The following is a 14247-nucleotide window of genomic DNA, read 5'->3' on the forward strand; positions in this document are numbered from 1 at the left end:
GAGCAGGACGACGACACCGAGGACAACCTCGATGGGAGCCGTCAATCTGTTCAACTCCTTCCGGTGGTCGCGGCCGTTGTGACGGTCGAGACCTGGTGGGGCTAGGCGCCCGCTTTCTCGATGGCGCGAAGACGGCCCCGAGCAGCGGCTGCGGCGGCGGCGTCGTCGCCCGCATCCGCAAGCGCCTGCTCCGCGGCCGAACGGTCGATCGACTCCGACCAGGCCGCTGCTTCTCCGAGGATACTCACCTTGTTGGCGGTCACCGAGAGGAACCCACCCTCGACGGCGGCGACCTTCTTGCCCTCGTCGGTGTACACGGTCACGGTGCCACCGGTGTCCAGCTCGCCGAGCAGCGGCTCGTGACCGGCCTGGATACCGATCTCGCCCTCGGTGGTCTTGGCGACCACCATGCTCGCGGTCCCCGACCAGAAACGACGCTCGACAGTGACGAACTCGACTTCGATGTCAGCAGCCATGTTCTACGGTCACTTCCCCGCGAGCTTCTTCGCGGCGGCCTCGACGTCGTCGAGCCCGCCGATGCCGTTGAACGCCTGCTCGGGCAGGTGATCGAGCTCGCCCTTGCACAGCTTGTCGAAGGCCTCGATGGTCTCGGACAGCGGAACGACGGAGCCGACCTGACCGGTGAACTTCTCAGCGACGAGGAAGTTCTGACCCAGGAAGCGCTCGAGGCGGCGGGCACGCTGGACGGTGACCTTGTCCTCCTCGGAGAGCTCGTCCATACCGAGGATCGCGATGATGTCCTGGAGCTCCTTGTACTTCTGGAGGATCCGGATGACTTCCTGCGCGACGCGGTAGTGGTGCTCACCCACGATGCCGGGCTCCAGGATCCGCGACGTCGAGGTCAGCGGATCCACGGCCGGGTAGATGCCCTTCGAGGCGATGGAGCGGGAGAGCTCCGTGGTCGCGTCGAGGTGGGCGAACGTGGTCGCTGGCGCCGGGTCGGTGTAGTCGTCCGCGGGGACGTAGATCGCCTGCAGCGACGTGATCGAACGACCACGGGTCGAGGTGATCCGCTCCTGCAGCTGGCCCATCTCGTCCGCCAGGGTCGGCTGGTAACCGACAGCCGAGGGCATGCGACCGAGCAGGGTCGAGACCTCGGAACCGGCCTGCGTGAAGCGGAAGATGTTGTCGACGAAGAGCAGGACGTCCTGGCCCTGCACGTCGCGGAAGTACTCGGCCATCGTCAGCGCCGAGAGGGCGACGCGCATACGGGTCCCCGGCGGCTCGTCCATCTGGCCGAACACAAGGGCCGTGTCCTGGAGCACGCCCATCTCTTCCATCTCGAGGAAGAGGTCGGTGCCCTCACGAGTACGCTCACCGACGCCGGCGAACACCGACGTGCCGGAGAACTCACGCGCGATACGGGTGATCATCTCCTGGATCAGAACGGTCTTGCCGACGCCGGCACCACCGAACAGACCGATCTTGCCGCCCTTGACGTACGGGGTCAGCAGGTCGATGACCTTCACACCGGTCTCGAGGATCTCGGTCTTGCCCTCGAGCTGGTCGAAGGCCGGCGGCTCACGGTGGATGCCCCACTGCTCGCCGTCCCGGCCGGTGCCGGGAGCGTCCAGACAGTCGCCGAGGGCATTGAAGACGTGGCCCTTCACGACGTCACCGACGGGGACGGAGATCGGCTTGCCGGAGTCCACGACCTCGGCACCACGGACGAGACCATCGGTGGACTGCATCGAGATGCAGCGAACCATGTTGTCGCCGAGGTGCTGGGCGACCTCGAACGTGACGGTCTTGGCGACCGCCTCGAGAGTGATCTCCGCGGTGAGGGCGTTGAAGAGGGCCGGGAGGGCGCCACGCGGGAACTCCACGTCGACGACCGCACCCAGGACGCGGGCGACCCGGCCGGTGAGACCGGCCGTGCCCGTCGTGCTCTGATCGGTAACAGCTGTGGTCATTACTTAGTCACTTCCTGCGCTCGCGGCGAGCGCGCCAGCGCCACCGACAATCTCGCTGATTTCCTGGGTGATCTGTGCCTGGCGGGCCTGGTTCGCCTCACGGCTGAGGCCCTCAACCAGTTCTGTCGCGTTGTCCGTGGCGGACTTCATCGCGGTACGACGAGCCGCCGATTCCGACGCCGCCGACTCCAGCAGCGACGCGAACGCCCGGGTCGACATGTACCTCGGGAGGAGGTTGTCGAGCAGGGTGTCGGCGTCGGGCTCAAAGGTGACCTCGGGCTTGAACTCGGTCCTTGACGTATCCAGCATGTCCTCGCCGAGATCCAACTCCTCGATCTCGACCTGGGTCTCGATCGGGGCCAGACGACGAGCCCTCGGCGTCTGGGTGAGCATCGACTTGAACTGGGTGTAGACGATATGGACCTCGTCGACGCCCCTACGGGTGGTGTCGCCCGTGTAGTCCTCGCCGAGGAACTCCGACGCGTCGAAGGTGCCCTCGCCACCGGCCGCGAACGCGGTCGACAGCAGCTGGAAGGCCGGCCGGGCCTCCTGGTAGTCGGGCTTCTGCGAATGGCCGTGCCACGCGCCCGCGATCGCGATCTCACGGAACGTGTAGTACACGATGCCCTTGTTACCCAGCACGTAGATGTCGACCTCGCGGCCCTCACCCTCCAGGAAGGCGATGAGCTCGGAAGCCTCCTTGAGCACGTTGTGGTTGTAACCACCGCACATGCCGCGGTCGGAGGTCACGACGAGGATCGCGGAACGCTTGGCGTTCTCGGGCTCGTTGAGCATCCGGTGCTGCACCGACGACGCGCTCGCGAGGTCGGTCAGGATCGCGGTGATCTGATCCGCGAACGGCTGGGCCTCGGCGACCCGGGCCTGGGCCTTGGAGATCTGCGAGGTCGCGATCAGCTCCTGGGCCTTGGTGATCTTCTTGGTCGAATTGACGGACTTGATCCGGTCGCGAAGTTCACGCATATTCGCCATGGTTTCAGATCACACTCCTCTCGCCCTTGAATCGGATGGCTGTCATCTCGAGGCCTCAGGCCTTCTTCTTGGTGACCGTGAGGGTCTCGCGGTCGATCTCGTCCTCGGAGAGCGCCTCGGCCTCGGGCTCGTTGACCACGCGGGAGCCGTCGGAGGCCACGAAGCCCTCCTTGAACTCGTTGGTCTTGGCCTCGAGAGTCGCCTTGGACTCGTCGGACAGGGCCGCGCCGCCGTCGATCTGGGTGAACACGTCGGCAGCTCCGTGGTGCAGCTGCTCCAGCAGCTCGGCCTCGAAGCGACGGATATCAGCGACCGGGACGCTGTCGTAGAAGCCCTCGCCGGCGAGGTAGATCGAGACGATCTGGTCCTCGACGGAGACAGGCGAGCTCTGGTCCTGCTTCAGGATCTCGACCAGACGCTGACCGCGCTCGAGCTGGGCCTTGGAGGCCGCGTCGAGATCGGACGCGAAGGTCGCGAAGGACTCGAGGTCACGGAACGCGGCGAGATCGAGACGCAGCGAACCGGAGACCTTCTTCATGCCCTTGGTCTGGGCGGCGCCACCGACTCGCGAGACGGAGATACCGACGTTGACCGCGGGGCGCACACCGCGGTTGAACAGATCAGACTCGAGGAAGACCTGGCCGTCGGTGATCGAGATGACGTTGGTCGGGATGAACGCCGAGACGTCGTTCGCCTTGGTCTCGATGATCGGAAGACCGGTCATCGACCCGCCACCCATCTCGTCGGACAGCTTGGCGCACCGCTCCAACAGGCGGGAGTGCAGGTAGAAGACGTCACCCGGGTAGGCCTCGCGACCCGGCGGGCGGCGCAGCAGCAGCGAGATCGCGCGGTAGGCGTCGGCCTGCTTGGACAGGTCGTCGAACACCACCAGAACGTGGGCGCCGCCGTACATCCAGTGCTGCCCGATCGCGGAGCCGGTGAAGGGGGCGAGCCACTTGAAACCAGCGGAATCGGAGGCCGGGGCGGCCACAATGGTGGTGTAGTCCATCGCGCCGTGCTCCTCGAGGGTCGCCTTGACGCCCGCGATGGTGGAGCCCTTCTGACCGATCGCCACGTAGATGCACCGCAGCTGCTTGGTCTTGTCGCCGGACTCCCAGTTGGCCTTCTGGTTGAGGATGGCGTCGATGCAGACCGCGGTCTTACCGGTCTTGCGGTCGCCGATAATCAGCTGACGCTGGCCGCGGCCGATCGGGGTCATGGCGTCGATGGCCTTGATGCCGGTCTGCATCGGCTCCTCGACGGGCTGACGCTCGAGCACCGAGGGCGCCTGGAGCTCGAGGGCGCGGGTGCCCTCGGCCTCGATCTCGCCCAGGCCGTCGATCGGCTGACCGAGCGGGTTGACGACACGGCCGAGGAAGCCGTCGCCGACGGGCACGGAGAGGACGTCACCGGTACGACGAACCTCCTGGCCCTGGGCGATCTCGTCGAAGTTACCGAGGATGACCGCACCGATCTCGCGGTCCTCCAGGTTCAGCGCGACGCCGAGGATCCCGCCGGGGAACTCCAGCAGCTCGTTGGCCATCGCCGAGGGAAGGCCGCTGATGTGCGCGATACCGTCACTGGTATCGACGACAATGCCGACCTCTTCCTTGGTCGCGTCGGTCGAAACAGTTGAGGTGTAGTTCGCAATCGCGCTGCGGATCTCGTCGGAGGAGATCGTCAACTCCGCCATGTCATTCCTGCTCTCAAAGTCGGGATGTGCTTTATAGGTTGTGCGTGAGCCACTACCGCGGGATCACGGCCGAGTCGCAGCTCGTCGTGTGACCGGCGAACCGGTCAGCGGAGGCTTCGCCGGAGTGCGTCGAGCCGGCCCGCCACGCTGCCGTCGATGATCTCGTCACCCACCCGGACGACCACTCCGCCCATCAGGGCCGGGTCGATCTCGTTGTGGACCGCGATCTCGCGACCGTAGATCGACCGGAGTCGACCACCGAGGTCCGTCGTCTGCTGCTCCGAGAGTGCCTCGGCACTGGTGACCACGGCAACGGTGCGGCCACGGAGTTCTGCGGCCTGCCCGGAGATCTCCATGAGATCGTCCGCCGGCATGCCCGTGGGCCGGGCGATCGCCTGGGACGCCAGAACCTCGGTTACCGCGGTCACCTTGCCGTACAGCACCTGCGCGAGCAGGGCCCGCTTGGCGGAAGCCTCGGCGGTGCGATCGGCAAGTGCCTGTTCGAACTCGGTGTCGCCCGCGACGATGCGGCCGAGCCGGAAAAGCTCGTCCTCGACCGTCTGGAGCTGGCCCTGCTCGTCAGCGGAGCGCATGAGCGCCTCGCGGCCGAGCGTGATCAGGCCCTCCCGCAACTCGCGCGGGTTGGACCAGTCCTGAGAGACCGCAGCGAGCAGCAGATCGAGCGTGGCCTGGTCGATCTTCCACCCGAACACCCCGCGAACGAGGTCCTGCCGGGCCTCGACCGACGCCGAGGTATCGGCCACCGCGACCCGCAGGGACCGGTTGTCCTCGAGGACGTCGACGACCTGGAAAAGCTCCTGGCCCACCTTGGCGCCCGTCGCACCCCCGGCCGGGTTGGCGGCCAGAGCGGACTTCAGGGCGTCGCGCGTGCTGTCGAGCGCCTCACGACTCGCTGCGTGCATGGACTCCACTTCCCTTAGTTCTTGCCCACGCCGGGGACCCGGTCGAGGTCTGCCAGAAAGCGGTCGATGGTGCCGGAGCGGCGGACCGAATCAGACAGCTGCTCACCCATGAGCCGCTCGGCGAGGTCGACGGACTGACGCCCGAGGTCAGAGCGCAACTCGGTGATGATCTGCTGGCGCTGGGCCGTGAGCTGCTGCTCACCCGCGGCGACGATGCGCTCGCGCTCGGCCTCGGCCTCTGTCTTCATATCCGAGAGGATCTGCTGGCCCTGCGCACGCGCGTCGTCGCGGATCTTGGCCGCTTCGCTGCGCGCCTCCGCGAGCTGGGCCTTGTACTTGGCCAGCTCTTCCTTCGCCTCGGCCTGGGTCTGCTCGGCACGACGCAGACCGCCCTCGATGCGCTCCTCACGCTCGTCCATTACCTGCTGGAACTTCGGGAGGATGAACTTCCAGAAGAGCCAGAGAATGACCGCGAGCGGGATGAGCGACCAGACGATGTCATACAGCGGAGGAATGAGCGGGTTGACGCTCTCCTCCAGGGGGAGAGTCTCCCCTTCGGCCGCCAAGATGGCGATGACGTTGTTCATGGTGCGTCCCTAGAGGTCGGTGTGTCGTCGATCAGAACAGGAAGCCGGCGACGATACCGATCAGGGCGAGCGCCTCGGTGAAGGCGATGCCGAGGAACATCGTGGTGCGGAGGGTGCCGGCCATCTCGGGCTGGCGGGCCATGCCCTCGACGGTCTTGCCGACGAGGATGCCGATGCCGATGCCGGGGCCGATCGCGGCGAGGCCGTAGCCGATGGCGCCATAGCCCTCGTTCGTGATGGTCTGCTCGGCGGCCTGGGCGAGAGTGACGATGTCCATGGGGTTTCCCTTTCAGATGGCCGGCCCGGGGTGTTCCGAACCGGTCGGACGTGATGTGTCGGGTTGACAGGTGGTCGTGTCAGGCCTCGCGGCCCGGGTTCTAGTGGTTATCAGCGTGCAGCGAGCTGTCGATGTAGACCGCGACCAGCAGGGCGAAGATGTATGCCTGCAGGAAGATCACGAGGAGCTCGAACAGCGTGAACGCGACGGACAGCACCGAGATGCCGGCGGACAGCAGGGTCCAACCATTCAGCTGCCAGAAGAAGAAGTTCGTTGCGCTGAAGAGCAGCACGATGATGAGGTGACCCGCCAGCATGTTGGCCATGAGACGGATGGTCAGCGTGACCGGGCGCAGGATGAACGTCGAGAGGATCTCGATCGGGATCAGCAGGATGTGCAGCGCCGGCGGCACGTTGGGGATGACCACGCTGGCCTTGATGTAACGGAGGAACCCGTACTTCTTGGCACCGGCGTAGATGAAGGTGATATAGCCCAGAGCCGCCAGAACAATCGGAAAGCCGATACGAGCGTTCGGCGAGATGTTGAGCCCTGGCAGCACCGTCGGAAGGTTCATCGCGAGCACCGCGAAGAAGATGGTGGCGATGACCGGCAGGAAGCGACGTCCCTGCTCCTTGCCCAGGATCTCCTCCGCCACGTGGACGCGGACGAAGTCCAGGCAGATCTCGGCGAAGTTCTGCACACCGCTCGGGATGAGCCGCGGATTGCGCATGGCGAACATGAAGAACGCCATGAGAACGACTGCCATGAGGATACGGACGAACATCAGGCGATCCATGACGAAGGCGTCCGCGGCGAAGCCAGTGAACCACTGGTCGACAGGGAAGAACTCTTTGTCGATGTCAGGGGCGTGGAACTCGCCCTTGAAGGCCAGAAGCGTGGTACTCAGTGTGTTCTCCCCTGGTCGTGTAGGGCGGCTGGCGCCCGAGCGCGTGCAGTACGAGCGGCCCGGTGCTCGCGGCCGATTCGGGTCAGCGCGCGAACGTCTGCCGGCCGTGAAGTGGCCTGGCGACGTGCTCGTCTCACCGTCGAAGAGAATAACATCCCGGTCTCGAAAGCCGCATGTCAGGGGGACCCGGTCAGATCACGGTCGGGTCGGCGGGCTCGATGTAGGGCGTCCGGGTCTTGAGGATGCCCCACGTCTCGGCCGCCAGGACGACGACCAGAGCGGCGATGATGGTGACCGCGAACGCCGGGCGTGAGTAGAAGTCGAACCGCTCGATCACCGCCACCACACCGATGGCGACGACGAGCTTGAGCAGCCAGGTGCCGAGAAGAATGGCCGCGGTGGTCTGCGGCGCCGTCCGCGCGGTGGCCATGACCACCACTGCGGTGGTGAGAACGAAGGCCCCTCCGATGCCGGCGCCCATCACCGCGCCCCACAGGCCCGGTACTCCGTCGACCAGGGTCCACGCGATGACGCTGGTCACCGTGAGGACGACGAGTGCGAGCCCGCCGAGTCGGACGGCGGTGCGTAGGCCGGCGTTCTGGGGGCCGGGTCCGGGCTGATCGGGCGTCGCAGGAGTGTCGCTCATGACCAGCAGCCTAGCGGGACGCCCCGTCACCACCCGAGTTGTCCTCGACCCGCGCACTTCGCAGCCGCGGCACGAGCGTGGCGACGAGCACCATGAGGAGGCCGGCCGCCACGAGCGGCACGATCACCTCCGTCGGGAGCATGGTCGCGCCGACCGCGCCGAAGGCGATCAGGGACACCCAGGCGTAGATGACGAGCGCGACCCGGCGGTGCGAGTGGCCCAGCGCCAACAGCCGGTGGTGCAGGTGCATCTTGTCGGGCGCGAACGGGCTACGCCCCGCTCCCACCCGGCGGATGATCGCCATCACGAGATCGAGCATCGGCACGAACATCGCGGCGGCCACGACGATCATCGGAGAGAGCAGGACGATCATCTCCTGCGGCCCGTACAGGCTCTGTGAGATCTTGCCCGAGGCACTCGTGGACGCGGCGGCCAGCACGAGCCCGATGAGCATCGAGCCCGAGTCCCCCATGAAGATCCGGGCGGGCTGGAAATTGTGCGGCAGGAAGCCCAGCAGCGCCCCGGCCAGGACAGCGGTGACGAGCGCGGGCGGATATGCGCCGACGGTGCCGCCCTGGTCGAGCATGATCCCGACCGAGAACACACAGATCGCGAGCGCGGCGATCGTGCCGAGTCCGGCGGCGAGACCGTCCAGGCCGTCGACGAAGTTCATCGCGTTGACGATCGCCAGCGTGAACACGACCGTGAGCAGCCCGGCCTGGAGTTGGTCGAGCACGAGGATGTTGCCGTCTCCGAAAGGCAGGTACACCAGCGTCCACGACACGCCCATCGCCACGAGCACCCCGGCGGCCGCAGCCTGTCCGGCGAGTTTGGTGACCGCGCCGAGGCCGAGGATGTCGTCGACGATGCCGAGTAGGACGATCACCCCGCCGGCGAGGACGGTCGCCTCCACGTCCGGCGCGAACGGCGGGAACGCGCGATTGAGGGCGGGTAACTGCGCGGCGAGATAGACCGCGACCAGCATTCCGGTGAAGATCCCCACGCCACCGAGCCGCGGTGTGGGTACCAGGTGCACATCGCGCTCACGCGGGTAGGCGAGCCCGCCGATAGCGGGCGCCACCCCCCGCACCAGGCCGGTGACGACGAAGGTGACGAGGCCGGCGGTGACCCCGATGAGCAGGAGCTCCCGGAACGGGATCCCGACGCCCACGGCTAGCCGCGCAGCTGCGCCGGGTCGATGTCGAGGACCTCGCCGACGCGCTCGGCGGTCACGGCGCCCTCACGCACGATCCTGGGGCCGGGCCCGGTCAGGTCGACGATGGTCGACGGCCGGCCGATCGAGCACGGCCCGCCGTCGAGGTACACCGCGACCGAGTCGCCGAGCTGCTCGCGCGCCTGGACGACGGTGGTGGCGGGAGGCTGCCCGGAGACGTTGGCGCTGGACACCGCGAGCGGCCCGACCTCACGCAACAGTTCGATCGCCACCGGGTGCAGGGGCATCCGCAGCATGACGGTGCCCTGGGTGTGCCCGAGGTTCCAGCCCAGAGACGGGGCCTGGTGGACTATGAGGCTCAGCCCTCCGGGCCAGAACGCACGGATGAGATCACGCGCGGCGGCCGGGGTGCTCACCACGAGCCCGTCGATGGTCTCCCACGATCCGACCAACACCGGCACCGGCATGTCCGGCCCACGGCGCTTGGCCGACAGCAGCAGGTTGACCGCGTCCGGATCGAAGGCGTCGGCGGCGATGCCGTAGAGCGTGTCCGTGGGGGTCACGACGAGCCGTCCCGCGCGCAGGGCCCCGGACGCGGAGCTCAGGCCGACCTCTCGGCCGGTCTCCTCGGTGCAGTCGTAGGTGATGGTCACCGGGTGATCCCCTTCTGGGCTGTCGGGTCGTAGTCGGCTCCGTCGTGGCGCGTCGCGGTGACGAACCGCGGCCGTCCGGCGAGGTCGGTGTGCTGTTCCACGGTACCGAAGCCGCCGCGGCGCCCGACGACCGCCGCGACCTCGGCGCCGGTCGTGTCGTCGTGCTCGACGGCCAGGTGGCCGCCCGGGGCGAGCAGGCTCGCCGCGAGGTCCACGAGAGGCACGACGACGACGAGGCCGTCCGTCCCCCCGAACAGCGCCGTCGTCGGCTCGTGGCCCAGGACCTCGGCGGGCAGGTCGTCGGTCAGCGGGATGTAGGGCGGATTGGAGACCACGGCGGCCACGCGGCCCCGAAGCCGTGGCAACAGGTGGGGATCCGTGGCGTCGCCGTGATGGATCTCGATCGGCGTGTCCCCCGCGTCTGCGCGGGCGGCGGCGTTGCGGCGTAGCCAGTCCAGCGCCGCCTCGTGCAACTCCACCGCGTGCACCCGGGCGTCGGGGCGGGCGTGGGCGATCTCGAGGGCGATCGTGCCGCTACCCGCGCACAGATCCACCACCACTGGCCCCACTCCCCCGGTCGGCGCCGGGAGACGGGCGAGGATCCATTCCACGAGGAGTTCGGTTTCCGGGCGCGGGATGAACACACCCGGCCCGACGGACAGCTCGAGTCGTCCCGACGGGGCGGTCCCGAGCAGATACTGGAGGGGGACGCCCCGGCCCGCGCGCGCGGCGACGATCCGATCGACTTCTGCGATGGCGGCCTCGTCGAGCCCATCGGCGAGCATGAGCCGCGACCTGTCGACGCCGAGTACGTGTGCACAGATGAGGCGGGCCTCCACCCCGGCGGAGTCGATTCCCGCTCCGGCAAGCGCCGCCGCCGCGGCGCGCACGACACCGGCCACGGGGACCGGCCGCGGGTCCACGGTGGTCAGGCCTCGTCCATCCGACGTCGACGCTCTTCGTCGGCGAGCGCGTCGAGCACCGCGTCCATGTCCCCGTCGAGGACCGAATCGAGGTTATGCGCCTTGAAGCCGACCCGGTGGTCGGCGATCCGGTTCTCCGGGAAGTTGTAGGTGCGGATGCGCTCGGAGCGGTCGACGGTGCGCACCTGTGTCGCGCGCCCCTCGGCGGCCTCGGCCTCGGCGGACTCCTCGGCAGCGGCCTGGAGCCTCGCGGCCAACACCTGCATGGCGCGCTGCTTGTTCTGCAACTGGCTGCGTTCGTTCTGACACGTGACGACGGTGCCGGTGGGCAGGTGCGTGATGCGAACCGCCGAGTCGGTGGTGTTGACGCCCTGCCCGCCCTTGCCGGACGAACGGTAGACGTCGATCCGCAGCTCCGACTCGTCGATCTCGACCGGACCGACATCCTCTGGCTCGGGGAACACCAGCACGCCGGCGGCCGACGTGTGAACCCGCCCCTGGGACTCGGTCACCGGAACACGTTGGACACGGTGCACGCCACCCTCGAACTTCATCCGCGACCACACGCCGTCACGTGACGGCTGCTTGGCGCGGATGGAGAACGAGGCATCCTTGTAGCCCCCGAGATCGGACTCGGTCACGCCCAGTACCTGAACGATCCACCCCTGCTTCTCCGCGTAACGCGTGTACATGCGGGCCAGGTCCGCGGCGAACAGCGCGGACTCCTCGCCGCCCTCCCCCGACTTGATCTCCATGAGCACGTCATCGGCGTCGTGGGGGTCGCGCGGCGCCAGCAGATCCGCGAGCCGGATCTCCAGTTCCGCGGCCTCTGTGTCCAGTCGGTCTGCCTCGTCAGCGAACGAGGAGTCGTCGTCGGCAAGCTCCCGCGCTGCGGCGGCGTCGTCGCGCGTCGAGACCAACGACCGGTAGCACTGGACGACAGGGGTCAGCTCGGCGAACCGTTTACCGACACGGCGAGCGGCCGCGGCGTCCTCGTGCAGTGTCGGATCCGAGAGCTGCGCCTCGAGGCCGCCGTACTCGGAGAGGACGTCATCGATCGACGACGGCGTACGTCCCACGCCATCGCTCACTCCTCGTCCTGGGGCAGCGTCGGCGTGGTCTTGGCCACCTGGAGGAGGAACTCGTAGTTCGTGTTGGTCTTACGCAGCTGCGACATGAGTAGGTCGATGGCCTGGTGCGTGTCCAACCCCGACAGGACGCGGCGGAGCTTGTGCATGATGCCCGCTTCTTCCGGGCTCATCAGCAGCTCCTCCTTGCGGGTGCCCGAGGGGCCCACGTCGACGGCCGGGAAGACGCGCCGCTCGGCGATCCGACGGTCGAGCTTGAGCTCGGCGTTACCGGTGCCCTTGAACTCCTCGAAGATCACCGTGTCGCCGGCGGAGCCGGTCTCGACCATCGCAGTGGCGATGATCGTGAGCGAGCCACCGTTCTCGATGTTCCGGGCCGCGCCGAGGAACCGCTTGGGCGGGTACAGCGCGGTGGAGTCCACACCACCGGACAGGATCCGGCCCGAGGCGGGCGAGGAGTTGTTGTAGGCGCGGCCGAGGCGCGTGATGGAGTCGAGGAGGACGACGACATCCTGCCCCAGCTCGACCAGACGCTTGGCGCGTTCGATCGCCAACTCGGCGACCTGCGTGTGGTCCGACGGCGGGCGGTCGAAGGTCGAGGCGATGACCTCACCCTTCACCGAACGCTGCATGTCGGTGACCTCCTCCGGGCGCTCGTCGACGAGTACCACCATGAGGTGGCATTCCGGGTTGTTGGTCGCGATGGCGTTCGCGATGTTCTGCAGGATCGTGGTCTTACCGGCCTTCGGCGGCGACACGATCAGTGCGCGCTGTCCCTTACCGATCGGCATGATCAGGTCGATCACGCGGGTGGAGATGATGTTCTTCTCGGTCTCCAGGCGCAGCCGCTGGTTGGGGTACAGCGGCGTGAGCTTGGAGAAGTCCACGCGGTTGCGGGCCTGATCGATCGGGCCACCGTTGACGGTGTCGATTCGGACCAACGGATTGAACTTCTGGCGGTTCTTGCCGCCTCCCTGGTTTCCACCCTGGTTTCCCCCCTGGCCGTCGTTCTGGCCGTCGCGCGGCATCTTGACCGCACCGGTGATCGCATCGCCGCGGCGCAGACCGTGCCGACGGATCATGTTCATGGAGACGTAGACGTCGTTCGTCCCGGCGAGGTAACCGGACGTGCGGACGAACGCGTAGTTGTCCAGCACGTCCAGGATGCCCGCGACCGGCTGGAGGACGTCGTCCTCCCGCACCTCGGTGTCGCCGTCGTTCTGCCGGTTCCCACCGCGGTTCCGCTCGCGCCGGCGCCGGCTACGACGCCCGCGGCCGCCACCGTCGTCGTCGCGGTTGTTGCCGTCTCCCCGGGGGCCGTTGCCGTCGCCCTGGTTACCCGAGCCCTGGCTGTTCGCAGCCTGCTGGTCGCGGTCGTCGTTGTCCCGGTTACGGCCGCCCTGCTGATCCCGGTTACGGCCGCCCTGGTCGCCGCCCTGCTGATCACGGTTACGGCCGCCCTGGTCGCCGCCCTGCTGATCACGGTTGCGACCGCCCTGCTGGTCGCCGCCCTGCTGATCACGGTTGCGACCGCCCTGCTGATCGCGACTCTGCTGGCCCGGGCCCTGGTCGTCCCGGCCCTGACCGCCGCGACGCTGACGTCCGCCCTGGTCGCGCCCCTGGCGCTGGCCGCCGTGGTTACCGTCCTCGCTGCGCGAACGATCGGAGTCCTTTCCCGAGTCGCCGTGGGTCGACGCCTCCGCCGACCGGCGGTCCCCGTCGCCTTCAACGGAGCGCTGCTGCTGCGGGTCTGACGTCTGCGACGACGCCGCGGGCGGGGTCGCCTCGGTCGTGTCCCCGCCGCGGGAGTCGGCGCCGCCACCGGAGGATTCGGCTGTACCGGACGTCCCGGTCGACGCCTTGGCAGGGGCCGCGGCCTGAGCCTTGGCCGGGCCGGGCCTACGTGCGCCCTCGATCATGGCGACGAGTTCGCCCTTGCGCTTGCCCGACAGGCCCTTGAGGCCCATCTGCTGCGCGAGTCCCTTGAGGTCGGCGAGGCGCATCGCGGACAGCGAGGCGCCCTGAGGCGGTGTGGAGGTGGTTTCCGTCGAGGTCACGGGGATCCTTTCTGGGCCCGGAGCCGGGGCGGTGTGGACCGCCTCGCATCGAGCAGGTGTCCGGGATCCGGAGTCGGCGTCCCGGGTGGCCGCGTGGGCCTCTCCGCACTTGCGGCAGAGCCACATACGGAGTGTTCGTCTGAGGGGGATCCTCGTGGGGGACGAGCCGCCCACGCGGGAGGATCCCTGATCGCCATATCGCCATTCGGCCGTTGCCTACCGGGAGCCACCCTGTGACACCCGAGCGAAGACGGACGACTGTGCAGGATCCCGGGACGCGGGAACGACCGAGCGTCCGTGGCTGACAGACAGCATACTACCTGCGGGCACACACGTACATGTCCCCCTCCGCGCGTCACGACCGCCACCCCCTCGAGTCGGAGCCGGGCGGTAAC

General features: G+C 67.9%; 14 protein-coding genes. All 14 read right to left on the reverse strand.

The window, feature by feature from the left end; translation table 11 throughout:
- Positions 1-101: 101 nt before the first annotated feature.
- Positions 102-476 (reverse strand): F0F1 ATP synthase subunit epsilon, encoded by a 375-nt coding sequence (locus K3888_RS11305; protein WP_230930371.1) that lies wholly within the window; start codon positions 474-476, stop codon positions 102-104.
- Positions 477-485: 9 nt separating this feature from the next.
- The gene (gene atpD, locus K3888_RS11310; protein WP_230930372.1) at positions 486-1934 is read right to left on the reverse strand and encodes a F0F1 ATP synthase subunit beta; all 1449 of its coding nucleotides are present in this window, start codon (positions 1932-1934) and stop codon (positions 486-488) included.
- Between the two features lie 3 nt (positions 1935-1937).
- Positions 1938-2924, reverse strand: coding sequence for a F0F1 ATP synthase subunit gamma (locus K3888_RS11315; RefSeq protein ID WP_230930373.1), 987 nt, complete (start codon positions 2922-2924; stop codon positions 1938-1940).
- 55 nt (positions 2925-2979) lie between these two features.
- Entirely contained in the window at positions 2980-4617 is a 1638-nt protein-coding gene (gene atpA, locus K3888_RS11320) for a F0F1 ATP synthase subunit alpha (protein WP_230930374.1), read from the reverse strand.
- 104 nt (positions 4618-4721) lie between these two features.
- Positions 4722-5540 (reverse strand): F0F1 ATP synthase subunit delta, encoded by an 819-nt coding sequence (locus K3888_RS11325; RefSeq protein WP_230930375.1) that lies wholly within the window; start codon positions 5538-5540, stop codon positions 4722-4724.
- Between the two features lie 14 nt (positions 5541-5554).
- Positions 5555-6127 (reverse strand): F0F1 ATP synthase subunit B, encoded by a 573-nt coding sequence (locus K3888_RS11330; protein WP_230930376.1) that lies wholly within the window; start codon positions 6125-6127, stop codon positions 5555-5557.
- Between the two features lie 31 nt (positions 6128-6158).
- On the reverse strand, positions 6159-6404 hold the full coding sequence (locus tag K3888_RS11335) for an ATP synthase F0 subunit C (protein ID WP_230930377.1): 246 nt from the start codon (positions 6402-6404) through the stop codon (positions 6159-6161).
- A gap of 100 nt (positions 6405-6504) precedes the next feature.
- Positions 6505-7296, reverse strand: coding sequence for a F0F1 ATP synthase subunit A (gene atpB, locus K3888_RS11340; protein WP_230930484.1), 792 nt, complete (start codon positions 7294-7296; stop codon positions 6505-6507).
- A 205-nt stretch (positions 7297-7501) separates the two neighbouring features.
- Positions 7502-7957: a Cg1360 family ATP-synthase-associated protein gene (locus K3888_RS11345; protein ID WP_230930378.1), complete on the reverse strand. Its 456-nt coding sequence runs from the start codon at positions 7955-7957 to the stop codon at positions 7502-7504.
- A gap of 10 nt (positions 7958-7967) precedes the next feature.
- Complete coding sequence (locus K3888_RS11350; protein WP_230930379.1) at positions 7968-9128, reverse strand: glycosyltransferase family 4 protein; 1161 nt, start codon at positions 9126-9128, stop codon at positions 7968-7970.
- Positions 9129-9130: 2 nt separating this feature from the next.
- Positions 9131-9784 (reverse strand): L-threonylcarbamoyladenylate synthase, encoded by a 654-nt coding sequence (locus tag K3888_RS11355; protein WP_230930380.1) that lies wholly within the window; start codon positions 9782-9784, stop codon positions 9131-9133.
- On the reverse strand, positions 9781-10707 hold the full coding sequence (prmC, locus tag K3888_RS11360; protein WP_230930381.1) for a peptide chain release factor N(5)-glutamine methyltransferase: 927 nt from the start codon (positions 10705-10707) through the stop codon (positions 9781-9783). Before prmC ends, K3888_RS11355 begins: the two co-directional genes overlap by 4 nt.
- A 5-nt stretch (positions 10708-10712) precedes the next feature.
- On the reverse strand, positions 10713-11786 hold the full coding sequence (prfA, locus tag K3888_RS11365) for a peptide chain release factor 1 (RefSeq protein WP_372459565.1): 1074 nt from the start codon (positions 11784-11786) through the stop codon (positions 10713-10715).
- A gap of 8 nt (positions 11787-11794) precedes the next feature.
- Entirely contained in the window at positions 11795-13798 is a 2004-nt protein-coding gene (gene rho / locus K3888_RS11370) for a transcription termination factor Rho (RefSeq protein WP_230930485.1), read from the reverse strand.
- Positions 13799-14247 lie beyond the last annotated feature (449 nt).

It is taken from the genome of Dietzia aurantiaca (assembly GCF_021033825.1).
GTDB classification, from domain to species: domain Bacteria; phylum Actinomycetota; class Actinomycetes; order Mycobacteriales; family Mycobacteriaceae; genus Dietzia; species Dietzia aurantiaca.